Below are 23,375 nucleotides of genomic sequence, written 5' to 3' on the forward strand. Positions count from 1 at the left end.
CATCCTAAAAACCGAGGAGTATTTTATGAATTATCGTGTTGCACTGGTGGGAAATCCGAACTCTGGAAAGACCACCCTATTTAACAGCCTGACCGGAAGCAATCTGTATGTGGGGAACTGGCCGGGCGTCACCATTGAAAAAAAGGAGGGGGACCTGCGAAATACCACGGACAAGATCACCCTGGTGGATCTTCCCGGCATTTATTCGCTGGCGCCTTATTCGATGGATGAGATCGTGTCAAGGGATTTTTTGCTGAATGAACCGCCGGACCTGATCATCAATATTTTAGACGCGTCAAACATCGAGCGGAACCTGTACCTGACCACCCAGCTGATGGAATTGAAGATTCCCATCATCGGTGTGCTGAACATGATGGACATCGTTGAGAAAAAGGGCTTGAAGCTGGACCTTCATTCCCTGAACAGAGGCTTTGGCTTCCCATTTGTGGAGATATCGGCCCAAAAAGGGGTGGGCATTGAGGCGCTGATCAAGGCGGTTGAGAAAAAGCTGGAGGAGGACCGGAAAGCCGGAAAAACACCGGAATTCCGTCCGGTTTTTCCAGACCGGATCGGAGCGGCCATCATGGACTTCGACAACCTGGTACAGCGGTCCTACCCGGATATTCTGCCCGGCTATCCAAAGCTGTTCAGAAGCATCAAGCTCATTGAAAAGGATGAGGAAATCCTGAAAAAGGTGGGGGACTGCTTTGGCCTGGATCAGGATATTTACGACGCCCGGGAAAAGATCCACGAGATCAGCGGACAGGATGTGGACAGCACCATCGCGGATTACCGCTACCGTTTTATCACCGGCCAGGTGGCAAAGGCGACGAAAAAGATCGGCAAGAGCCATCTGGCCTTTGAGGACCGCCTGGACAGGGTGCTGATGAACCGCTACGCAGCCCTGCCCATTTTCTTTGTCTTTATGTTCATCATTTACTTTGTATCCATCAATGTGGTGGGAGACGGCACCACGGGCTTGATCGAGGGCTTTATCAGCGAGACGCTGATTCCGGGTGTAACGGGCTTCATGGAGGGGCTGAACGTGGCCCCGTGGCTCATCGCTTTGGTCACCGAGGGGGCCATTACCGGCGTGGGGGCGGTGCTGACCTTTATCCCACAGATTACCGTGCTGTTCATCTTCGTCTCTGTGCTGGAGGACAGCGGCTACATGGCGCGGGTGGCCTTTATGATGGACCGTGTGTTCCGGAAATTCGGCCTTTCAGGAAAATCCTTTATCCCCATGGTGGTGGGGCTTGGCTGCTCGGTGCCGGGGATTATGGCGACACGGACCCTGGAGAATGAGCGGGAGCGCAAGCTCACCATTATCCTGACGCCTTTTATTTCCTGCGGGGCCAAGATGCCGATCTATGTGCTTATGGCGTCGGCCTTTTTCTCAAAGGCCCAGTCGGTCATGGTTTTTTCCTTATATATCGTAAGCCTGCTGGTGGTTTTTGTCTCGGGTGTGGTCTTATCCAAGACGGTGTTTAAGGGGCAGGATTCCGGTTATCTGCTGGAGCTGCCGCCCTACCGCCTGCCGGTGCTTAAAAACACGGTCACCCAGGTATGGCAGCGTGTGAAGGAATTTATCGTGCGGGCCGGCACCATTATCTTCGCGGCTTCGGTTATTCTGTGGTTTCTCCAGAATTTCGGCACGGATTTCCAGATGACCGCCAATGCCGATGAAAGCATTCTGGCAACCTTTGGCAAAATCATCGCCCCGGTTTTTGCCCCTCTGGGCTTTGGCAACTGGGTGGCCAGCGTTTCGGTATTGTCCGGCATCGCGGCCAAGGAGATGATCATCAGTACCATGAGTGTTCTGACCAGTACCTTTGACGGCGGCTTTACCATGGCGCTGGGACAGATTTTCACCCCGCTCTCGGCTTACAGCTTTATCCTGTTTGTGCTTCTGGCCTCGCCCTGCATGGCGGCGCTGGCGACCATGAAAAAGGAGCTGGGAAGCTGGAAAACCTTTGGCTTTGCCATTTTGTACCAGACGGGTACCGCCTATCTGATCTCCATGCTGGTTTATCAGGTCGGAAGCCTGTTTATTTGATTTATCTGCGGCCCTGGGCCGCTTTTTTTGTTAACACTTTAGCATCTTTGGGTAGATATAATCATAGCAATATAAAAGCAAAATGGAGGAAACCATGAAAAAGACACAGGCATCTGCCCAAAACGATTCAGGCGGCCGCTCCTTTGCGGCGGGCTTGAATTTTTATAAATTATTCTGGATTTTTATGATCGGCTGTTTTTTAGGGACGATTCTTGAAATGATTTTCTGCTTTGTCACCCAGCATGGCCTGATTGAGAGCCGGTCGGGTCTGATTTACGGTCCCCTTAACCCGGTCTACGGCTTTGGGGCCGTGGTGCTGACCATTGTTTTAAGGCCCCTGGCCCACAAAAGAGACCTGATCATCTTTCTTTTCAGTATGGTTATCGGCTCAGGCTTCGAGTATCTCTGTTCGGCCTTTCAGCAGTATTTTATGGGGACCGTGTCCTGGGATTACAGCAATCTGCCCCTTAACATCGGCGGGCGCACCTGCCTGCTGTACGGCCTGTTCTGGGGGCTTCTGGGGCTTTTGTGGGTAAAGGATATTTACCCGTATTTCTCCAGATGGATCGAAAAAATCCCCAATAAGGTGGGGGTAGTGCTGACCTGGGTGCTGGTGGTGTTTATGGTCTTTAACATGGCGATCTCCGCCCTGGCGGTTCAGCGCTGGGACCAGCGTGACCACGGCGTGAAGGCGGACAATGCCTTTGAGGAATTTCTGGATAAGACCTATCCTGACGATTTTATGCGGAAGATTTACCCGAATATGATCCTTTAGCAAAGGCACCATAAAAAAAGCCCCTGACTTTTGATGAAGCGGCTGCTCAATCAAAAGCCAGGGGCTTTTTGGGCGTTGGTTTCGGGCGGTCCGCCGTCAGTTTTCGATTTCCCGGTTTGGTTCCAGGCCCAAGCCTGGCTCTGGCGTTTTGAGGTCAAGGCCTTCATATTCCGGTGCCTTTTCCTTAAAGACCGTCAATATGGTGACGCCGGTCAGAATCAGCACACAGCCCAGCACGCTTTTCAGCGTAACGGGTTCTCCCAGAAAGATGATGCCGCAGACCACGCTGGTGATGGGCTCAAACATGCTGAGAATGGCGGCTGTGGTGCCGCCGGACAGCTTGACGCCCAGCTGGAACAGGGTAATGCCCAGAAAGCCGCAGAGCATGGCCACCAGAAAGGAGAGCAGCCAGCCCATAGGGGTGATGGCAAGAGTCAGGGTGCCGGTGAACAGGCCGTAGATAAAGACAAAGCCGGCCACAAACAGGTTGATGTAAAAGGACAGCTTGAGGGGGTGCAGTTCTAAAAGACTGCTTTTATCCAGATACAGGATATAAAAGGCATAGGTCAGGCCGGAAACCAGGGCCAGGAGGATCCCCAGCAGGCCGCCCTCAATTTTGCCGCCCATAAAAAAACTGATGCCGGCCGTGGCGATGACCAGGGCCAGTATCTTGGGTTTGGTCAGATGCTCTTTAAAGATCAGAATGGCGCCCAGGGCCACAAACACCGGATAGACAAAGTGCAGGGTGGTGGCAGTGCCCACCGGAATATAGTTATAGGACTGGTACAGCATGAGGGTGGTGACTGCGGAACCGATAAAGCTGATGATCAGAAGCTGCCTGAGCTGGCTTCTGGTCAGCTTAAAGGACACCTTCTGCTGCTTGAGGATAAGCCATAAAACCGGTACACAGAAAAAGGTCCTTAAAAAAGTCAGCATGATGGAATTGCTGCCGTTAAGGTAGGTGATTTTCCCCATGATCGGTGTAAAGCCAAAGATACAGGCCGAGAGTATGATAAACAAATTTCCTTTTAAGCTTTTCATTTTTCCTCCAACGATATAAATGCTTCCCAACAGCACAAGCATACACCATAATCCGGGGAAAAACAAGGGGTCAAAAAAGTAAAAAAGGCCTGCGCGATGGGCAGGCCCTTTTTAAATAAGTCTTTTTAAAAAGCGCATTTGTCAATGTATTCCGAGGTCGAGGCGTGAAGGGCGCTGACGTAATTGCAGCGGAAGGACACAATATCCCCGATTTGGTAATCACGGCCGCATTCGGTAATGTCCACAATCAGGTGGTCTGAGCTGGAGGCGATGATCTCAAGGTCTTTATCCAGCGGGGTCAGATCCTCCATGGTGGTATCCTGCTTGCCCAGGGCGCAGATGGCCCGCCTGCGGATACCGCGGTCCTCAAATACCGGGGTGCAGCCATAGGCGTCACAGCCGATTTTGCCAATGGGCATGGAGGGCTTATCCTTGATCTCGATGATTTCCACATCCAAAATAAAATTGTCATCGTGAAGCTTTTCATAGCGCAGGTTGTTGGAGGTGTCGTTTCCGATGAGGATCAGCTCGCCGATGCGCAGGTTGTTGATACAGGCCGGGATGGTGCTGTCCTCCACCATAAAATAGGTGCTGGACGCGCCGCCGGAGGTGATGGCGCAGTCCAGGCCAAAGCGTTTTCTGAGAAGGGTCTGGAAATCGTCAAAGCGCTCGTAGGTTTCCACGGTGGGCACGATGGCGCCAGTACAGGACAGGTTGGCGCCGATACCCCGGATGTCAATGTTTTTAAGCTTCAGCATCTCGGCCATATCCGCACAGAGGGATTCCTCTGTGAAATAGCCCTCGCGCAGGTCGCCCAGATCCACCATGATCAGCACCTCGTGCTTTTTATGGTGCCTGGCGGCCGCGGCGTCCAGAGCCTGGACGGTTTTCAGCTCAGAGTTTAAGGAAAGGGTGGCGTACTGGACGGTTTCTTCAACCTCGGAGAGCATGGGCATGCGGATCAGCCACTTGGGGCAGTTAAGGTCTGCGAGGGTGATGAGATTCTGGACACGGGAATCGCCAAGGGCGGTAACGCCCCCTGCGAGCAGGGTTTCGGCAATCTCATAGTTGCCGCCGGTGCATTTGGTAATGCCAGTTACGCAGATGCCCTTTTCCGCCGCGGCCTTTACAACCGTCTGTGTATTTTCAAGAATTTGCTGTTTGTTAAATCGCAATAATGGATACATGGTTCACCTCAAAAATTTTATACGTTCTCTTAGTATACCATGTTTTTATAAAGAGTGTATGAAGATTTTTAAAATAATTACGCCCTTTCCGTGGCTTTAGGTTGACAGTATTTTCCGCCTTGTTTATAATTAAGGGTGCACTTATACACGTATTTTGATTATTAATTTGGAGGAACCCATGAAGATATACGACCATCATCACATTGAGAAAAAATGGCAGAAGTACTGGGAGGATCACGATACCTTTAAAATCGAGCAGGACTCGGATAAAGAAAAGTTCTACGGTCTGGTAGAATTCCCGTATCCGTCAGGAGCCGGACTGCACGTCGGCCACGTCAGAGCCTACACATCCCTTGAAATCATTTCAAGAAAACGCCGGATGGAGGGCTTTAACGTCTTGTTTCCCATTGGCTGGGACGCCTTTGGCCTGCCGACAGAAAACTACGCCATCAAGACCGGCCGCCATCCGAGAGAAGTCACCGACGAAAACATCAAGGTATTTACCCAGCAGCTGAAATCCATTGGGTACTCCTTTGACTGGGACTGCGAGATTGACACCACGGACCCCAACTATTTTAAATGGACCCAGTGGATCTTCTTACAGCTCTTTAAACACGGACTGGTTTACAGAGACCGCACCTACGTCAATTTCTGCAGCGGCTGCAAGGTCGTGCTGGCCAACGAAGACTTCCGCGAGGGCAAATGCTCCATCTGCGGCAGCGAGGTCGTACAGCTTGAAAAGGACGTCTGGTTCCTGAAAATCCGCGAGTACGCCGAAAAGCTTCTGGCAGGCCTGGACGATGTGGATTACCTGCCGCGTATCCGCCTGGAGCAGGAAAACTGGATCGGTAAATCCATCGGCGCCGAGGTCGATTTTGACATCGCGGGCGCAGATCAGAAGCTCCGCGTTTTCACCACCCGTCCCGACACCCTGTTCGGCGTGACCTTTATGGTCATCGCGCCGGAGCATCCGCTGATCGAAGAAATGCAGGACCGCATCACCAACATGGACGCCATTGTGGATTACCAGGAAGCCGCCAAGCGCAAGACCGAATTTGAGCGCGTGCAGCTGGCCAAGGAAAAAACCGGGGTCATGATCGAGGGCATCCGCGGCATCAATCCCTTAAGCGGGGAAGAAGTCCCCATTTTTATCGCGGACTATGTTATGATGGGCTATGGCACCGGCGCCATTATGGCCGTTCCGGGCCATGATACCCGTGACTGGGAATTCGCGAAGAAATTCGGCCTGCCGATCATTGAGGTCATTAAGGGCGGCGACGTGAGCGTGGAAGCCTATACCGATACGGCCAGCGGCGAGATGGTGAACTCCGGCTTCTTAAACGGGCTGGAAGTCAGGGAAGCCATCGCCAAAACCATCGAATACCTGGAAGAAAAGGGTCTTGGCAAAAAGACCATCAACTATAAAATGAAGGATTGGGCCTTCAACCGCCAGCGTTACTGGGGCGAGCCCATTCCCATTGTCCACTGCCCAGAATGCGGCATGGTCCCTGTACCGGAAGACCAGCTGCCCTTAGAGCTGCCAAAGGTCAAGAGCTATGAACCCACCGACACGGGCGAATCGCCGCTGGCCGGTATCCCGGAATGGGTCAATACCACCTGCCCGCACTGCGGCGGCCCAGCCAAGCGCGAAACCGACACCATGCCGCAGTGGGCCGGCTCCAGCTGGTATTTCCTGCGCTATTTTGACAACAAAAACGACCAGGCACTGGCCGACTATGATAAAATGAAATACTGGATGCCAGTCGACTGGTATAACGGCGGTATGGAACACGTCACACGCCATCTGCTCTATTCCCGTTTCTGGCATAAATTCCTGTATGATATCGGCGTGGTACCCACAGCCGAGCCTTACAAAAAACGGACCATGCAGGGCCTGATCCTGGGCTCCGACGGCGAAAAAATGTCCAAATCCAAGGGCAATGTGGTCAACCCCAACGATATTATCGACGAATACGGCGCCGATACCCTGAGAACCTATGTCATGTTCATCGGGGACTATGAAAAGCCCGCTCCGTGGTCCGAAAATGGCACCAAGGGCGCCAAGCGTTACCTGGACCGTGTCTGGAAGCTTCAGGAAATTGTGACAGACGAAACAGGCTACAGTAAAGAGCTGGAAGGCATGATGCACAAAACCATCAAGAAAGTCAGCAGCGACTATGAGGAAATGAAATTCAACACCGCCATCGCGGCCCTGATGACCTTGCTCAACGAGTTTAACAGCGTGGGCAAGGTGACAAAGGACGAGTTCAAAACCTATCTGCAGCTGCTGTACCCGGTAGCGCCCCATATCACCGAGGAGCTTTGGGAAATCGCCGGACTGGAGGGCTGCCTGCACGACAGCCCGTGGCCGGTTTATGACGAAGCCAAAACCGTGGACGACGTCATCGAGATGGCTGTTCAGATCAACGGCAAGGTGCGCGGTAAGATCAGCCTGCCCGCCGACGCGGACAAGGAAGCCGCCAAGGCCATCGCCCTTGAGCATGAAAATATCCGCAGTTATGTGGAAGGCAAAAATATCGTGAAGGAAATCTTTGTGCCAGGCAAAATCTTTAACCTGGTTGTGAAATAAACATGAAGTATGTCGAGCTGTACACAGACGGCGGATGCCGCGGCAATGGACAGGCCGGTGACAACATCGGCGCCATTGGCGGTATCCTCATCTATCCGGAAAAAAATATCCGCAGGGAATATAAAAAAGCCTACCCCAATACTACCAACAACCAGATGGAGCTGCTGGCAGTCATCACTGGCCTCAAGATGCTCAAAGAGCCCTGTGAGGTCGTGATCCACAGCGATTCCGCCTATGTGGTCAACGCCTATAACCAGAACTGGGTTGCCGGCTGGAAGGCCAAGAACTGGAGCCGCGGCAAGGCAGGCCCCCTGAAAAACAGGGAGCTCTGGATGGAGCTGGACGAGTTGGTCAACACCCATGACGCCCGCTTCGCCAAGGTCAAGGGCCACGCCGATAACGCGCTCAACAACCGCGCCGACGCTTTGGTAAATGAGGCGATGGACGCGTATGGGAAGTAAGGAAATTAATTAGTAACAAATAAAAGCACGTTAAAGCCTTTATAAAAGGGGCTTTGACGTGCTTTTTTGATGTATTTGAAAGATGTTCGGAGAGTGGCGGTGAAGTAAAAAAAGTTCGCAGACTGTTGGTAGTCTGCGAATAGGCTGTCTGAAACGCCGTGAACAGTGATGCCGATCTAGAATCTGACCATAGCCTTGACCAGATTAGGGAAGAAATATAGGAGAACTAAACCTTTTAAAATTCGCTTAAATCCGCGGTATATAACAAAGAATTCTGACCATATTTTGACAAGATCGCCAGAAAGGAAAAAAACAAGATTATTTGGGTAGAGAAATTGATTATTGTTAAATTCCAGACATAAAAGTGATTTTAAATAAAATTATTTAATTTTTTTAAAAAAGTGGTGCATTTTTAATGAGGGAATGTTATAATAAATCACGCAGTTGAAAAACAGATTATTTTCTTAGGAAAAAAAATACAAAAAGTTCGCAGACTACCAACAGTCTGCGAAAAAAGGTGAGGTCAATTATGAGTGCTGGATACGCCATTACGACGTACAAAATGCAGCTGTGCTATAAGCATCTTGACTGGTTTAAGCAAACCCAGTCTCTTTTTGACGCAGTACTGGCCTTTTATTACGGGCAGATTGATCAAGCCCCCCAGACATTAAGTCTAACGAATCAAAATTTACTGCGCCATCTGGAGCTGAAAACCATCCCGCAGCGGGACGGCACTCAGCCGGAAAATCCGATTCCTTATGAAAAAGTACCGCTGTACTTCAGACGTTCTGCCATCAATGTGGCCATCAGTCTGTACAGAAGCTATGACAGCCGCCTCAAAGCTTGGAAAGAAAAGCAGAAAGACCAAGTAGGAAAAGGAAAACCCAACCCACCAGGCAGGCTGCATGCATCTATGCTCTATTACAAAGGTATGTATAAGAACTTTGACGACAGAAGCATCATGCTTAAGCTCTATACGGGAAAAGCCTGGGTATGGGTCAAGCACCGTATTACCGGAAGATCTTTTCCGGAAAATACCGAGATTATGAGCCCGACTGTTGTTATCAGAGGAAAAAAGGTGATGCTCCACGTTCCTGTAAAAGAAAAAATAGAGGACACAAGAACTGCGAAAGAACGTGTTAAACAGAGCGAAAGCTTTGTAGCCGTTGCTTTAAGCAACGCCGATACCCTGGCCGTTTGTACAACCATCAAAGCTGACGGTAGCGCTAGCCATCCAACCTTTATCAAAGGTGGAAAAGCACTGGCACACCGTAGGAAGCAGCTGATAGGGTATATCAAACGCGGGAAATCTAATCAAAATACCAAAGGCATTTTGCTCCAGAGTTCTCCATTGAGAGAGGATGGAGATAAGGCTGGAAGAACAAACACGAAATACTATCAAAAAATCACCTGTGTCACTGATCACTATGCCCATGAAGTTTCCAGAAAAATCGTGGACTACGCCAAAAGCCATAACGCCAAAATCATCGTCATGCCCGACTATGGCAATACCTTTGCCAAAGGCACACAGCATTATTTGAAAACCAGCGTCTATGACTTCATCGGCCGCCGGATCATCAACGATGTCAAGTACAAAGCCTGGCAGTGCGGTATCGTGGTACAGCAGAGCAACATGCGCGATAGCGCAAAACACTGCGCCAAATGCGGAGAAAACATTGCCAAGTACAATACTGAGTATCAAAACCCCAGCCAGAAGTTCTACGGCGGACAAAACTTTGTCTGCAAAAACGGCCATCAGGGCAATACCATATTAAATACCGCCAGAAATCTGGGAGAAAGTTTTTATCAGACCTTTTATGAAAAAGCGTCTTAATTTTTTAATTATTATATTTAGATGAGTAATAAATAAAACGTAAAATCAAAGCCTTTGGTGAAAGCCGGAGGTGTGCTTTTCGCCTATAAGGCCAAAAGTACAGGCTTAGCACCGCCTGTTTTTATTTCGCGTCGCATTGTGTTTGTTTTCTTACTTATTTATTAAAGAAAGCAGCCGCAATGCGATGAAAGTAGAGATTAAAGGATCCGTTGATGGTCATGAGTGCTACGAGTTTTAAATTAAATGATAAATCATAATGTAATGTAGGGAACGGTGCCCTCACCGTTCCGAAAAAAGGAACTACCATGGAAAAACAAGAAAAAATTTACCTTTCCTCGCCCCACATGGGCGGCGAAGAAATGAAATACATACAGGAAGCCTTTGACACCAACTGGATCGCCCCCCTGGGCAAAAATGTCAACCAGTTCGAAAAAGAAATGGCAGACTATGTGGGACTTAAAGCAGGAGCCGCCTTATCCGCCGGAACAGCCGCCCTGCATCTCGGCTTAAAAGCACTGGGGGTAGGGGAAGGCGACGTGGTCTTCTGTTCCAGCCTGACCTTTTCAGCCAGCGCCAACCCCATTATCTACCTGGGCGCAAAGCCCGTTTTCATCGACAGCGAGCCCGAGACCTGGAACATGAGCCCGGTCGCTCTTAAAAAAGCCTATGAAAAATACCCCAATCCCAAAGCCGTGATCATTGTGGATTTATACGGACAGGCCGCCGATTATGAAAAGCTGTCAGTCCTATGTAAAGCCCACCACACGCCAGTACTGGAAGACGCCGCCGAAGCCTTAGGTGCGACCTACCAGGGCCAGAAATGCGGGAACTTTGGCGATCTGTCCGTTCTATCCTTTAACGGCAACAAAATCATCACCACCTCCGGCGGGGGCATGCTCCTCGGTAATGACGAAGCCCTCATCCAGAAAGTCCGCTTCTGGTCCACCCAGTCCAGAGAGAATGAACGCCACTATGAGCACAAAGAATTAGGCTACAACTACCGCATGAGCAACATCGTTGCCGGTATCGGAAGAGGACAGTTAAAAGTCCTCGAAAAACGCGTTGCAAAGAAAAAGCAAATCTTTGAGACCTATCAAGAAGCCTTTAAACAAATCAGCGATATTGAAATGATGCCCGTTTCCGATAAAGGCAAGCCCAATTACTGGCTCAGCTGCATGACCTTAAAAGAAGGCAGTACAGTTAAGCCGTTAGATATCATGCTGGCTCTGGAAAAAGAAAACATTGAATCACGGCCAGTCTGGAAACCCATGCACTTGCAACCTTACTTTAAAGCCTTTGATTTCTTCAGCCATTGCGACAAAGAGAATGAACAGAGCATTGCAGAAGACATCTTTAACCGGGGCGTCTGCCTGCCGAGCGATACCAAAATGATCGAAGCAGACCAACAGCGCATTATCAAAATTGTCAAAAAATTGTTTTAGTTTATAGCAAGCGTGTAGGGAACGACACCCTCGTCGTTCCGCAAAACAAAGTCAAACTCTAGAGGTTCAAAATGATCTATCAGAAATACATCAAACGTATACTCGACATCACCCTGTCCGGTGCGGCCATCATCGTGCTGTCACCCGTGATGGGCATCACCGCCATCCTTGTCAAAAAGAAACTGGGAAGCCCCGTGATCTTCAAACAGAAACGGCCGGGTAAGGACGAAAAAATCTTTACCATGTATAAATTCAGAACCATGACCGATGAGCGGGACGAAAAGGGAGCGTTATTACCCGACAGCGTCAGACTGACCACGTTTGGAAAGATGCTCAGGAGCACAAGCCTTGATGAGCTGCCAGAGCTTTTTAATATTTTAAAAGGGGATATGAGCATCATTGGCCCACGGCCCTTACTCGTGCAGTATCTTCCTTTATACAACGAAAGACAGAAAAGGCGGCATGAAGTAAGGCCCGGCCTTTCCGGACTGGCCCAGGTCAATGGACGCAACGCTATCACCTGGGAAGAGAAATTTGATTACGATGTGGAGTACGTTGAAAAAGTCAGCTTGACACTCGATGTCCGCATTGTTCTAAGAACTATCATCAAAGCCTTCAGACAGGAAGACATCAACGCAGGAAGCGAAGTGACGATGGAAGTATTTACAGGAGAACCATCATGATTAAAGATCTGGCCATTATTGGTGCCGGAGGGTTTGGACGCGAAGTCGCCTGGCTGGTCGAGCGTATAAACAGTAAAGAAAAAACGTGGAATCTAAAAGGCTTCATTGATGATCAGCAGCCCATTGGGACAAAGGTTAATCAATACACCGTCATTGGCACCACAGAAAACATCAAACAATTCGAAAAAGATTTGTATGTCGTCTGTGCTGTCGGTAATGCAAAAACCAGAAAAAGGATCATACAAAGTCTGGAAAACACCAAAACAATACACTTTGCCACCGTCATCGACCCCGCCGTTATCCATTCCGATAAAATCATCATTGGAGAAGGGAGCATCCTTTGTGCAGGCACCATCTTGACAACCAATATCACCATCGGGAAACACGTCATCATCAACCTGGACTGTACCGTAGGTCATGATGCCATTATTGAGGATTACAGTACTCTGTATCCAAGCGTTAATGTTTCAGGTATGACCACTATTGGCGAAGAAAGTGAAATTGGAACAGGTGTAAATATCATACAGGGAAAAACAATTGCTCAGAATGTCGTTGTTGGTGCAGGTAGCGTTGTTGTGAAAGATTTATTAGAATCTGGAACATATGTTGGTATACCCGCCAAAAGAATATTTTAACAAAGGAAAAGAAAATGCAGATAATCATCATAGGTGCCAGCGGTCACGGAAAAGTGATCAGTGATATTATAAGTTATAGCGTTAAAAAAGTCGGGAGAGAGGTAACTATAAGTTTTTTTGGATGATAACATCAAAAGAGGTACAGAAATACATGGTTATCCTGTGATTGGGACCGTTGAAGAATGTGTCCATTATCCCGAAGCACACTTTTTGATTGGCATTGGAGACAATCTGACACGAAAAAAGATTGCGGAAACATATGAATTAAATTATATCACAGCGATTCATCCAACCGCAGTGACTAGTGAAAATGTTCATATTGGAAACGGCACCGTTGTCATGTCAAATGCCGTGATCAATGCCGATGCAGAGATTGGAAAGCACTGTATCATTAACACCTCAGCGGTCATTGAGCATGAGTGTGTACCCATGTATCGCCACAGGCTTGTTTGTGTGGGAATGTGCATGTGGGTGAGGAGTGCCATGTTGGGGCAGGAGCGACGGTGATTAATAATAGAACTATAGATAATAACACTGTTATTGGTGCAGAGAGTGTTGTAATTAAGGATATTAATGAATCGGGTACTTATGCTGGAATCCCTATCAGGAGAATTGGATGAAAACAGTCTTGATTTTAGCAAATAATGACATTGGGTTGTATAACTTTCGAAAAGAGCTCATTGAAAAACTTTTAGAAAAAGGGTTTGAAGTAGCAATCGCATTGCCGTATGGAAAGAAAGTCGATCAATTGATCCAAATGGGATGTACTTATTATGAAACCCCCATTGATCGCCACGGCACTAATCCTATCACCGATATGAAGCTCCTTCATAATTACAAAAAAATTCTAAAAGAATACAATCCCGATGTGGTTTTAGCCTACACCATCAAACCCACGATCTATGGTGGTATGGCCTGTCAAAAATTGGGCATTCCTTACATTGCCAACATCACCGGCTTAGGAACCGCCGTTGAACAAGGCGGATTAAAGCAAAAACTGATTCTGGCGCTTTACAAAAAAGCCTTTAAAAAAGTCAACATGGTCTTTTTCCAAAACCAGAAGAATCAAAGCTTTTTTAAAGAACAGGGCCTTTCAATTCCAAATCAGAGGCTTCTGCCCGGCTCCGGCGTCAACCTGAATGCCCATTGCTATGAGCCTTACCCGGAGAAGGATGACACCATCCGCTTCCTCTTTATTGGCCGCATGATGAAAGACAAAGGCATTGATGAGCTACTGGCCGCAGCCCAGATAATTAATGAAAAATATAGCCATGTTTTTTTTGATCTCATTGGTTTTTGTGAAGCAGACTACAAAGGAAAAGCCCAGCTGGAAACTTTACACAAACAGAAAATTATCAATTACATGGGCCACCAGGATGCCATTCATGAACATATTAAAGCTCATCATGTCTTGATCCATCCATCCTACCATGAAGGTATGGCCAACGTCCTTCTGGAAGCCGCCGCTTGTGGCCGCCCTGTGCTGGCCTCCAACATTCCCGGCTGTCAGGAAGCTTTTGATGAAGGCATCACCGGTTTTGGCTTTGAGCCAAAAAACGTCGACGACCTCGTCCGAACCATTGAAAAATTTATCGCCCTGCCCTATGAAGTTAAAAAAGCAATGGGAATCGCCGGTCGAAAAAAGATGGAGCAGGAGTTCGACCGCCAGATCGTCGTGGACGCCTACATGGAAGAGATTGAAAACATATTAAAAAACAGACATAAATAAATAATTAGATTCGATTCTGGAGAAAAAATGGATTTATATCAAGCACTTAAAAACAAACAGGAAAAACTGTCCCTCATAGGCCTCGGCTACGTAGGCATGCCCATCGCCGTCGCCTTCTCGGAAAAGCTCGACGTCATCGGCTTCGACGTCAACGCTGAAAAAGTCCAGCTTTATCAAAAAGGCGTTGACCCCACCAAAGAGGTGGGGGATGAAGCCATCAAAAGCTGTACCGTGGATTTTACAAACGACGAGACAAAACTTCGAGAAGCCCGATTTCACATTGTGGCCGTTCCAACCCCGGTGAGAGATGATAAAACACCAGACCTGACCCCCGTGGAAGGCGCCAGCCACACCCTGGGAAGAAACCTGACCAAAGGTTCCATCGTGGTCTATGAAAGCACCGTTTATCCCGGCGTTACCGAAGAAATCTGCATCCCTATTTTAGAAAAAGAATCCGGTTTAAAATGCGGCGAGGATTTTAAAGTCGGCTATTCCCCAGAGCGCATCAACCCCGGCGACAAAGTCCACCGCCTCGAGACCATTGTCAAGATCGTCTCCGGCATGGACGAAGAAACCCTGGACACCATTGCCAAGGTTTACGCGCTCGTCGTCGACGCCGGTGTCCACCGGGCCGAGAGCATCAAAGTCGCAGAAGCCGCCAAGGTCATTGAGAACAGCCAGCGGGATATCAACATCGCCTTTATGAACGAACTGTCCATCATCTTTAACAAGATGGGCATCGACACCCAGGCCGTTTTAAAAGCAGCCGGCACCAAGTGGAACTTCCTGAACTTTTTCCCCGGCCTCGTCGGCGGGCACTGCATCGGCGTCGATCCCTACTACCTGACCTACAAAGCTGAGCAGTTAGGATACCATTCCCAGATCATCCTGTCCGGGCGGCGCATCAACGACGACATGGGCAAGTATGTGGCCGAGAACATCGTCAAGCAGCTGTTAAAAAAAGACATCTCCACTAAAAACGCCAGAGTCGCCATTCTGGGCTTTACCTTCAAAGAAGACTGCCCCGATACCCGAAATACAAAAGTCATCGACATCGTCAAAGAGCTCAGAGACTACGGCATCGAGCCCATCCTCTGCGACCCCGAAGCCGACGCCCAAGAAGCGAAAAAAGAATATGGTATCGAATTTACAAATTATAAAGACCTGAAAGACTTAGACTTAACCGTCATCGCCGTCGCCCACCAAAGCTTTAAAGACAAAACCCTCGAAGAGTTAGATCAACTCTATAAAAATCCAGAAGCCAAAATCCTCATCGACCTGAAGGGCATTTTGGATAAACAAACCTGTGAAAAGCAAAACTACACCTACTGGAGGTTATAAAAATGGGATACGAAAACATCACATTTCCCCAAGAAACCAAATTTCTGATCACCGGCGGTGCAGGCTTTATCGGCTCCAACCTCTGCGAAGCCCTGCTAAAACGCGGCCATTTCGTGCGCTGCCTGGACGATTTGTCCACCGGAAAAGAAGAAAACATCCAGCCTTTTTTAGAAAACCCAAATTTCGAATTCATCAAAGGCGATATCCGGGATCTCGATACCTGCATGAACGCCTGCAAAGCGATTGACTACGTCTCCCACCAGGCCGCCTGGGGAAGCGTGCCCCGAAGCATCGAGATGCCCCTGCTCTACGAAGAAATCAATATCAAAGGCACCCTGAACATGCTCGAAGCCGCCAGACAAAACAACGTGAAAAAGTTCGTCTACGCCTCCTCCTCATCCGTCTACGGCGATGAGCCCACCCTGCCTAAAAAAGAAGGCAGAGAAGGCAATTTACTCTCCCCCTACGCCCTGACCAAAAGAACCAATGAAGCATACGCCGCACTTTACACCAAACTCTACGGCCTGGAAACCATCGGCTTTCGCTACTTCAACGTTTTTGGCAGAAGACAGGATCCCGACGGCGCCTACGCTGCTGTTATCCCAAAGTTTGTGAGTGCACTGCTCTATAACATTGCCCCAAAGATCAATGGAGACGGCACCCAGTCCAGAGACTTTACCTATATTGAAAATGTCATCGAAGCCAATCTGAAAGGCATGCAGGCAACCAGGGAAGCCGCCGGGGAAGCCTTCAACATCGCCTACGGCGGCCAGGTCAATCTCAATGAGCTCTACCAGAAGCTCAGCGAGCTGCTGGGTAAAAAGATCAAGCCGGTCTATGGACCGGAGCGGGCAGGGGATATCAAACATTCCAATGCGGATATTGACAAGGCGAGAAAACTTCTAAAGTATGCGCCGGATTATAGTTTTGAGCGAGGGATTGAGCTGACAATTGAGTGGTATGAAAAAAATATGTGTCTTTACGCTATATAGTTTAAAGGGAGCATCATCACATTACAGAATTTTGCAATTTAAAAACGATTTAGAAAAAAATTTCGATGCTAAATTTTTTTGTTTTTGGAGCGATAAGTATATAACAAAATATAGCTCTAATAAAAAAAAATATATGTTAAATATTACATTTGAATATTTAAAAAATATGTTTAAACGAATTTTTCAGATTTTGGTACTTGCACCAAAGTGTGATGTTGTTTTTTTTCAAAAAGGTATAATTCCTAAAAGTAATTTCTCTTTTTTAAGATATTTAAAAAAAAGGGGAGTTAAGGTTGTATTTGATGTAGATGATGCTATTTATCTAAATGAAAAACCAAAGGGAATATCAAAATGTATTGCTGCATTGTCGGATCTGGTAATTGTAGGGAATGATGAATTGGAAAAGTACTATAGCGACTTTGCAAGCAGAGTACTACTAATACCTACTGTTGATTATACACCAGCATATGAGCCATTTAGACGTGATACTTTTAATATGAAAGTAGTTGGTTGGATTGGAACTAAAGCAACAATCAATAATTTGGATTTAATAATTGAACCGATGAATAGGCTTGTAAATATATATCCAGAAGTTGAATTGCACATAATATGTGATGATGATTATGGATATACTAAAAAAATTAAAAACTCAAAATTGGTGAAATGGGATATCAATACATATAAAGAGAATTTAAGTAATATAACAATTGGGATAATGCCTTTAAAAGATAATGAATACAATAGAGGAAAGTGCGGATTTAAGTTAATACAATATTTAAATCTTGAAAAACCTATAATATCGAGTAATGTAGGTGTTAATAAAGAAATAACAAATGGCTTTGGATTATTGGCAGAAGATAAAGAGCAATGGTTCAAAGCTTTAGGGAAAATTTTGTTTAATAGTGATTGCTATTATAAACTTACCACGAATATAAGTGAGGAGTTTAACAAAAAGTATTCATTTGAGATAGCGTCTAAAATGCTTATAGAAATATTAGATAATATTATTTAAAGGCCATAAATGATTTAAATATTTGAAAAAAATTTTAAGGATGTTAAAAATGAAAAGCCCAAAGATAAGAGTTTTAATGTCAACATATAATGGTGAAAAATATCTTATTAAGCAACTTGAAAGCATTAAAAAACAAAAGGATGTAAATTTAAGTTTATTGGTTCGAGATGATGGCTCAAAAGATTCAACTGTAAAGATATGTAAAAAATATGATTTTCTTGAATTATACCAAGGAAAGAATATAGGGGCAGCTAGGAGTTTCTATGATCTAGTAAAAAATTCTGGTGACTATGATTTTTATGCCTTTTCAGATCAAGATGATATCTGGGATGAAAATAAATTGCATATTGCTATTCAACATCTAAAAAAAAATAGTTTAAAAAAGCCTTGCATGTATTGTTCGAATTACAGATTGATTGATAGCAGAGACCAAGTTATTAAAAATGGAAAAAATAAAAGTGTTTTGAAACGAAATAAATATACTTCTTTAGTGCAGAATATAGCTACTGGATGTACTATCGTATTTAATAAAAATGCAAAAGAACTATTCCTATCTTATTTACCGCAAAATATAGTAATGCATGATTATTGGATGTATCTTTTATGTGTATTTTTTGGTGAGGTAATCTATGACCCGATTCCTCACTTAGGATATAGACAACATTTAAATAATGTTTTGGGAGATAATAGTAGTGGCTTTTCAAAATTCAAGAGCAGATGTTTATCATTTAAAACCATAAAAAACCAACATTTTAGAGAAGAAATGGCAAGTGAGCTATTCAATGGATTTAAAGATCGTCTTAGTTATAAGGATGCTAAAAAAGTGAAAGAAATTATGCTGTATAGAAAAAAATTGATTTTAAGGATAAATTTGTTGTTTGACTCCGATATATATATGTTAACATTCGATAGAAATATTTGGTTGAAAATTCGAATTTTGTTAGGAAAATTATAAAAAAATGAATAAAATAGAGACAAGGAAAACAAACTTTAAAAGAGTATGTGCTTCAGTATTATTCTTTTTAATGCTTTTTTTTCCAACAGTAACTGAAATAAAAAACATTAAAATAGGTCTTATATTTTTTCTTGTTTTAATGATTATTTATGATATCTTTTCGAGTAACAGAACATTTATATCTAAAAAAGTGTTTGTGTGGATATTAATTTGGATGATAACGGGCTTGTTTTTCCTTTTAATAGGTATAGTTCATAATAATACTCAAGGTATTATTCAAATAGGAACATTTTATTTTTTATGGCCACTTATATATTTGATATTTATTAGTGGATGTCGCAATAAAAAAAGTTTTTTTATACTATATAAAATAATAATTATAAGTAGTATAATTATAAATTTATATGCAATTTATTATGTTTTTAGTCAATATGGATTTTTGCCTATACTGGATTTTTTAAACTTTCAAAGTACAGAAAGTGGTATTTACTTTGGTAATAATGGCGAGATAGCATATTCTTTAGTTAATATTTCAACTCTAGTTTTTACTATCCCATTTATTTTATCAGTTTTCTTTTTATGGCCTAAAAATCTACAAAAAAGAATTAGCTGGCCTTTAATCATGATTTGTTTGTTTACTAGTTTTATCGCGGCACTGTTAGCCCGAAGAAATGCACTATATATTGAAATAATATTTTCTTTAATAATAATATTCTTTATAAAAAATATATATTATAAAGAAGAAAAAACAAATTTAAAAAAGTATGTATTAGTATTTATCTTTTCTCTTTTAATTTTATATATGCTTATAGAATACTTGAATTTTAATTTCATTAATAGTGTTTTTTTATCAATTAAAGATGCGTTTGATTTTTCAGGAAAGAGTAATGATTTTGGAGCGACTTTAAGATATCAACAGTTTAAAGCTTTAATCAATGGTTGGAAAAACCATGTTTTTTTAGGAGCTGGACTAAACAGTGGTGTCTCAGAAATAGTGCGATCAGATGTTCAAAAATGGGCTTATGAGCTAACTTATGTTGCTCTTTTATATCAAATGGGAGTAATTGGAATATGTATATTTACTTTCCAAATTATATGGATAATAAAAAGATTACTTCAAATTATGAAGGATGAAGAATTCAAAAATTTAGTTGTAGTAGTTTTAGTAGGTTTATTATCTTTTCTACTAGCAAATGCAACAAATCCATATTTAATGAAATTTGATTATTTATGGGTTTTATTTTTACCGTTATCAATTATTAATTATTACCAAATAAATAATGGGGGAAATTATGAATCAACTCAGCTTAAAACAGATACAGTATAAATCGTTAGAAATACTAAAAAAAGTTGATAATATTTGCACTAAGAATAATTTAACATATTTTTTAGCGTATGGTACATTAATCGGTGCTGTTAGACATAAAGGCTTTATACCTTGGGATGATGACATAGATATTATGATGCCAAGAAAGGATTACAATTTGTTGCTTCAATATTTTTATGATAACCAAAAAAGTATATATCCGTTAAAAGTACTAAATGTGGAAACAACAAAAAATTATCCATATATGATAGCAAGAATTATCGACGATAGATTTACAGTAATAGAAAATAGAGTTAAGGTTAACTATGGTTTAGGATTATTTATCGATATTTATCCATTAGATGCTTTAGGAGAAAATACTTTAGAAATAAAATATACTTTAAGAAAAACTAATTTTTATGTCCAAGCAATAAAATGTTTTTTGCCTGAAGATAAAAATCTTAAGGGGTTAAATCATTATAAAGCAATAGTTTTAAGAATGTTTATCAGTAAATCTAAAGAATATTATATAAAAAAATTAATTTCTATTATAAAAAAGAAAAACTATGAAAGAAGTAAATGTGTTGGATGTGTTGTTTGGGAAAATGATTGTTATGAAAAAAGTCTTGTAGAAAAAACAATGAAAATGAAATTTGAAGATGCAGAGTTTCCTGTCCCCGTAGGTTATCATGAAATGCTTACACAAATATATGGAAATTATATGGAGTTGCCGCCGGAAAATGAGCGAATAGGACATCATGAGTACCAAGCATTTGTGAAAGATCAATATTTATGAAAAACAAAGTTTTAAAAGCGGGAATTGGTTATACATTTGGAAATTACTTACTTAAAGGGTTAAGTTTTTTGACCCTGCCTATTTTTGCAAGACTGCTGACGACAGAAGATTATGGAATATACAATATTTATCTTTCTTATGAGTCTATTATTTATATTATATTAGGATTAACCTTTCATGCAAGTTTTAGAAATGCTAAATATAAGTATAAAGATAAATTCAATGAATATGTTTCAAATTGCGTTTTAGTTACATTAATTAGTTTAGGAATATGGCTATTGATGAGCAATATTTTTTATTCGCTTTATAAAGATATCATTAATTTAAATAGAATTGCGATTAATTTATTACTTTTTCATAGTTTTGGAACAACAATTTTAACAGATTATAACACATATGTTGGAATTGATTATCAGTACCAATCTTTTTTAAAAATATCTGCTATAAATGCGTTAAGTAATATCATTCTTTCAATAATTTTTATTTTAACGATTTTTGACTCGGAACGTTATCTTGGAAGAATAATGGGTACAGCCATTCCAATTATCCTTATATCAATAATAATAAGTATTTTGTTTTTTAAAAAAGCTAAGCCTACCATAAAAAAAGAATATACTAAGTATGCTTTTAAATATAGCCTTCCAATCATACCACATGGTCTTTCTCAAATTGTTTTATCTCAATTTGATCGTATTATGATTAATACTATGGTTGGTGCATCTCAAGCAGGAATATACAGTTTTGCTTACAATATTTTTAGCATAGTTTCAGTTACAGGGGCATCGATAGATCAGGTTTGGCAACCGTGGTTTTATGAAAAGATGGCTGAAAAAAATTTGAGAGCTATTTATCATAGAGCGAATGAATTAATAATTGGTATGGGGATACTTATCAGTTGTATTATATTAGTTTCTCCAGAAATCATTCATGTTCTTGGAACGGAAGCATATGATGAAGCGAAATATGTCGTAATTCCAATTTTAATAGGAGGATATTTTACCTTTTTATATAATATTCCGGCTAGCGTTGAGTATTATTATGCAAAAACGAAGTTTATTGCTATTGGAACAATGTTAGCGGCTTTATTGAATATTTTACTTAATAGTTTAGTTATTCCAATTTATGGTTATGTCGCTGCAGCGTACACTACGCTTGTAACATACTTTTTATATTTTTTGTTTCACAGTATTTTAGCTTTTTATATTGAAAAGAAAATGGTGTTTTCAATACTAAAGACATTTTTTATAAGTTTCTCGATGATACTGACAGCCATAATAACTTTTGTTTTTATGGAAAAATTTGTTTATAGATGGGGTATTGTAGGATTGTTTATCATAACGAGTATCTTTTGGATAGAAAATAAATATCATATTTTAAATAAAAAAAAATAAACTTATAACGAGGGAGTTGAGATGAAACTATTTACAATTGGACCAACAGAAATGTACAAAAATACTTTAGAAGTGAAAGCACAAATGGTTCCTTATTTTCGAACAAAGGAATTTTCGGACCTTATGCTAGAAACAGATTCGTTGCTTAAAAAAAGTGTCGGAACAACCGAAGCTTCCAAATCCATTTACTTGACCGCTTCAGGAAGTGGCGCAATGGAGGCCACTGCTATGAATTGTTTTGACCAAAACGATAAACTGCTTGTTATTTCAGGCGGTACTTTTGGAGAACGTTTTGAAGATATTTGCCGAATTCATTTTTTTAATTACGAGGTGTTAAAAATTGAGTTTGGTCAAACACTTACGCAGGAAATGTTAATCCCCTTTGAAGATAAAGGCTTTACAGGGTTATTAGTAAATCTGCATGAAACCTCAACCGGCCAGTTATATGATATTGAAATGCTCTCTGAATTTTGTCAGAGGAATCAATTATTTTTAGTTGTTGACGCAATCACCGTGTTTTTATGTGATCCTTATAATATGGATAGATATCACATTGATGCAACCATTATCAGTTCACAGAAAGGTTTGTGCTTATCGCCAGGGCTGTCAATGGTCATTTTAAGTAAGCGGATGGTGGAAAAAGTATATCAATCAAAGGTAAGCTCATTATATTTTGATTTTAGAGATTATATAAAAAATATGGAAAGAGGACAAACTCCTTTTACGCCCTGTGTAGGGATACTTTATGAGTTGAATGATATGCTCAAAAAAATTGATCAGGAAAGTATTGAGAGACATCTCAACCGGGTAAGGGCGCTCTGTGAAAATTTCAGAGAGAGTATCAAGAATCTACCTATTTCCATTCCTGATTATCCATTATCAAATGGTATGACACCAATTATATTTGAAAAACCCATAGCAAAAGAACTTTTTGAAAGTTTGAAAAATCAATATGGCATTTATGTTAATCCTACTGGCGGCAAATTGAAAGAAAGGCTTGTCCGAATTGCGCATATTGGTAATCTAACCATTGAGGATAACCAAATGCTTATTGAACATTTAAAGGTATTTTTATAAAAATGAAAAATCAACAAAGATATTTAAAGGTAATGAGCCATATTAAAGAAAAATATCCCCAAATAAAAACCA

The 23,375-nt window shown here is 42.8% G+C and carries 20 protein-coding genes; 18 read left to right on the forward strand and 2 right to left on the reverse strand.

Features of this window, described 5'->3' with window-relative positions:
* Positions 1-25 precede the first annotated feature (25 nt).
* Together feoB and I2B62_RS17000 are read left to right on the forward strand one after the other, a co-directional pair.
* Positions 26-2,056: a ferrous iron transport protein B gene (feoB, locus tag I2B62_RS16995; protein ID WP_195270228.1), complete on the forward strand. Its 2,031-nt coding sequence runs from the start codon at positions 26-28 to the stop codon at positions 2,054-2,056.
* Positions 2,057-2,150: 94 nt separating this feature from the next.
* Positions 2,151-2,831: a putative ABC transporter permease gene (locus I2B62_RS17000; protein ID WP_243259577.1), complete on the forward strand. Its 681-nt coding sequence runs from the start codon at positions 2,151-2,153 to the stop codon at positions 2,829-2,831.
* Between the two features lie 96 nt (positions 2,832-2,927).
* Here the strand turns inward: I2B62_RS17000 and I2B62_RS17005 are convergent, their stop codons facing one another.
* Positions 2,928-3,872 carry a DMT family transporter gene (locus tag I2B62_RS17005; protein WP_195270230.1) on the reverse strand — a complete coding sequence of 315 codons (945 nt, stop codon included), beginning with the start codon at positions 3,870-3,872 and terminating at the stop codon, positions 2,928-2,930.
* A gap of 125 nt (positions 3,873-3,997) precedes the next feature.
* Positions 3,998-5,059 carry an alanine/ornithine racemase family PLP-dependent enzyme gene (locus tag I2B62_RS17010; RefSeq protein WP_195270231.1) on the reverse strand — a complete coding sequence of 354 codons (1,062 nt, stop codon included), beginning with the start codon at positions 5,057-5,059 and terminating at the stop codon, positions 3,998-4,000.
* A 178-nt stretch (positions 5,060-5,237) separates the two neighbouring features.
* Between I2B62_RS17010 and leuS the strand changes: the two genes are divergently transcribed.
* The 16 genes from leuS to I2B62_RS17090 all read left to right on the forward strand — a co-directional run bounded on the left by leuS (position 5,238) and on the right by I2B62_RS17090 (position 23,303).
* Positions 5,238-7,649 carry a leucine--tRNA ligase gene (gene leuS, locus I2B62_RS17015; protein ID WP_195270232.1) on the forward strand — a complete coding sequence of 804 codons (2,412 nt, stop codon included), beginning with the start codon at positions 5,238-5,240 and terminating at the stop codon, positions 7,647-7,649.
* A gap of 2 nt (positions 7,650-7,651) precedes the next feature.
* Positions 7,652-8,110: a ribonuclease H gene (locus I2B62_RS17020; RefSeq protein ID WP_195270233.1), complete on the forward strand. Its 459-nt coding sequence runs from the start codon at positions 7,652-7,654 to the stop codon at positions 8,108-8,110.
* A gap of 529 nt (positions 8,111-8,639) precedes the next feature.
* A complete protein-coding gene (locus I2B62_RS17025) occupies positions 8,640-9,944 on the forward strand; it encodes a hypothetical protein (RefSeq protein ID WP_195270234.1) in 1,305 nt (434 codons plus the stop codon).
* 305 nt (positions 9,945-10,249) lie between these two features.
* Positions 10,250-11,386 carry a DegT/DnrJ/EryC1/StrS family aminotransferase gene (locus I2B62_RS17030; RefSeq protein WP_195270235.1) on the forward strand — a complete coding sequence of 379 codons (1,137 nt, stop codon included), beginning with the start codon at positions 10,250-10,252 and terminating at the stop codon, positions 11,384-11,386.
* Between the two features lie 71 nt (positions 11,387-11,457).
* The gene (locus tag I2B62_RS17035; RefSeq protein ID WP_207736042.1) at positions 11,458-12,069 is read left to right on the forward strand and encodes a sugar transferase; all 612 of its coding nucleotides are present in this window, start codon (positions 11,458-11,460) and stop codon (positions 12,067-12,069) included.
* Entirely contained in the window at positions 12,066-12,704 is a 639-nt protein-coding gene (locus tag I2B62_RS17040) for an acetyltransferase (protein ID WP_207736043.1), read from the forward strand. The genes I2B62_RS17035 and I2B62_RS17040 overlap by 4 nt, the downstream gene beginning before the upstream one ends.
* Before the next feature lie 117 nt (positions 12,705-12,821).
* On the forward strand, positions 12,822-13,211 hold the full coding sequence (locus tag I2B62_RS20710) for a hypothetical protein (RefSeq protein WP_207736047.1): 390 nt from the start codon (positions 12,822-12,824) through the stop codon (positions 13,209-13,211).
* Between the two features lie 109 nt (positions 13,212-13,320).
* The gene (locus tag I2B62_RS17050; RefSeq protein WP_195270236.1) at positions 13,321-14,433 is read left to right on the forward strand and encodes a glycosyltransferase family 4 protein; all 1,113 of its coding nucleotides are present in this window, start codon (positions 13,321-13,323) and stop codon (positions 14,431-14,433) included.
* A 27-nt stretch (positions 14,434-14,460) separates the two neighbouring features.
* Positions 14,461-15,774, forward strand: a complete 1,314-nt coding sequence (locus I2B62_RS17055; protein WP_195270237.1) for a nucleotide sugar dehydrogenase — start codon at positions 14,461-14,463, stop codon at positions 15,772-15,774.
* 2 nt (positions 15,775-15,776) lie between these two features.
* On the forward strand, positions 15,777-16,766 hold the full coding sequence (locus I2B62_RS17060; RefSeq protein ID WP_195270238.1) for an SDR family oxidoreductase: 990 nt from the start codon (positions 15,777-15,779) through the stop codon (positions 16,764-16,766).
* A complete protein-coding gene (locus tag I2B62_RS17065) occupies positions 16,735-17,778 on the forward strand; it encodes a glycosyltransferase (protein ID WP_243259584.1) in 1,044 nt (347 codons plus the stop codon). The genes I2B62_RS17060 and I2B62_RS17065 overlap by 32 nt, the downstream gene beginning before the upstream one ends.
* Positions 17,779-17,827: 49 nt before the next feature.
* Complete coding sequence (locus I2B62_RS17070) at positions 17,828-18,733, forward strand: glycosyltransferase family 2 protein (RefSeq protein WP_195270240.1); 906 nt, start codon at positions 17,828-17,830, stop codon at positions 18,731-18,733.
* 4 nt (positions 18,734-18,737) lie between these two features.
* The gene (locus I2B62_RS17075; protein ID WP_195270241.1) at positions 18,738-20,060 is read left to right on the forward strand and encodes a hypothetical protein; all 1,323 of its coding nucleotides are present in this window, start codon (positions 18,738-18,740) and stop codon (positions 20,058-20,060) included.
* Complete coding sequence (locus I2B62_RS17080) at positions 20,026-20,835, forward strand: LicD family protein (RefSeq protein WP_195270242.1); 810 nt, start codon at positions 20,026-20,028, stop codon at positions 20,833-20,835. Before I2B62_RS17075 ends, I2B62_RS17080 begins: the two co-directional genes overlap by 35 nt.
* The gene (locus tag I2B62_RS17085) at positions 20,832-22,226 is read left to right on the forward strand and encodes an oligosaccharide flippase family protein (RefSeq protein WP_195270243.1); all 1,395 of its coding nucleotides are present in this window, start codon (positions 20,832-20,834) and stop codon (positions 22,224-22,226) included. Before I2B62_RS17080 ends, I2B62_RS17085 begins: the two co-directional genes overlap by 4 nt.
* Before the next feature lie 21 nt (positions 22,227-22,247).
* On the forward strand, positions 22,248-23,303 hold the full coding sequence (locus tag I2B62_RS17090; protein WP_207736051.1) for an aminotransferase class V-fold PLP-dependent enzyme: 1,056 nt from the start codon (positions 22,248-22,250) through the stop codon (positions 23,301-23,303).
* The last annotated feature ends 72 nt before the right edge of the window (positions 23,304-23,375 follow it).

Source organism: Eubacterium sp. 1001713B170207_170306_E7, assembly GCF_015547515.1.
Classification (GTDB): Bacteria; Bacillota; Clostridia; order Eubacteriales; family Eubacteriaceae; genus Eubacterium.

Coding starts and splice junctions, on each gene's coding strand:
- feoB (WP_195270228.1), top strand. CDS start 26: ATGAATTATCGTGTTGCACTGGTGGGAAATCCGAACTCTGGAAAGACC.
- I2B62_RS17000 (WP_243259577.1), top strand. CDS start 2,151: ATGAAAAAGACACAGGCATCTGCCCAAAACGATTCAGGCGGCCGCTCC.
- I2B62_RS17005 (WP_195270230.1), bottom strand. CDS start 3,872: ATGAAAAGCTTAAAAGGAAATTTGTTTATCATACTCTCGGCCTGTATC.
- I2B62_RS17010 (WP_195270231.1), bottom strand. CDS start 5,059: ATGTATCCATTATTGCGATTTAACAAACAGCAAATTCTTGAAAATACA.
- leuS (WP_195270232.1), top strand. CDS start 5,238: ATGAAGATATACGACCATCATCACATTGAGAAAAAATGGCAGAAGTAC.
- I2B62_RS17020 (WP_195270233.1), top strand. CDS start 7,652: ATGAAGTATGTCGAGCTGTACACAGACGGCGGATGCCGCGGCAATGGA.
- I2B62_RS17025 (WP_195270234.1), top strand. CDS start 8,640: ATGAGTGCTGGATACGCCATTACGACGTACAAAATGCAGCTGTGCTAT.
- I2B62_RS17030 (WP_195270235.1), top strand. CDS start 10,250: ATGGAAAAACAAGAAAAAATTTACCTTTCCTCGCCCCACATGGGCGGC.
- I2B62_RS17035 (WP_207736042.1), top strand. CDS start 11,458: ATGATCTATCAGAAATACATCAAACGTATACTCGACATCACCCTGTCC.
- I2B62_RS17040 (WP_207736043.1), top strand. CDS start 12,066: ATGATTAAAGATCTGGCCATTATTGGTGCCGGAGGGTTTGGACGCGAA.
- I2B62_RS17050 (WP_195270236.1), top strand. CDS start 13,321: ATGAAAACAGTCTTGATTTTAGCAAATAATGACATTGGGTTGTATAAC.
- I2B62_RS17055 (WP_195270237.1), top strand. CDS start 14,461: ATGGATTTATATCAAGCACTTAAAAACAAACAGGAAAAACTGTCCCTC.
- I2B62_RS17060 (WP_195270238.1), top strand. CDS start 15,777: ATGGGATACGAAAACATCACATTTCCCCAAGAAACCAAATTTCTGATC.
- I2B62_RS17065 (WP_243259584.1), top strand. CDS start 16,735: ATGAAAAAAATATGTGTCTTTACGCTATATAGTTTAAAGGGAGCATCA.
- I2B62_RS17070 (WP_195270240.1), top strand. CDS start 17,828: ATGAAAAGCCCAAAGATAAGAGTTTTAATGTCAACATATAATGGTGAA.
- I2B62_RS17075 (WP_195270241.1), top strand. CDS start 18,738: ATGAATAAAATAGAGACAAGGAAAACAAACTTTAAAAGAGTATGTGCT.
- I2B62_RS17080 (WP_195270242.1), top strand. CDS start 20,026: ATGAATCAACTCAGCTTAAAACAGATACAGTATAAATCGTTAGAAATA.
- I2B62_RS17085 (WP_195270243.1), top strand. CDS start 20,832: ATGAAAAACAAAGTTTTAAAAGCGGGAATTGGTTATACATTTGGAAAT.
- I2B62_RS17090 (WP_207736051.1), top strand. CDS start 22,248: ATGAAACTATTTACAATTGGACCAACAGAAATGTACAAAAATACTTTA.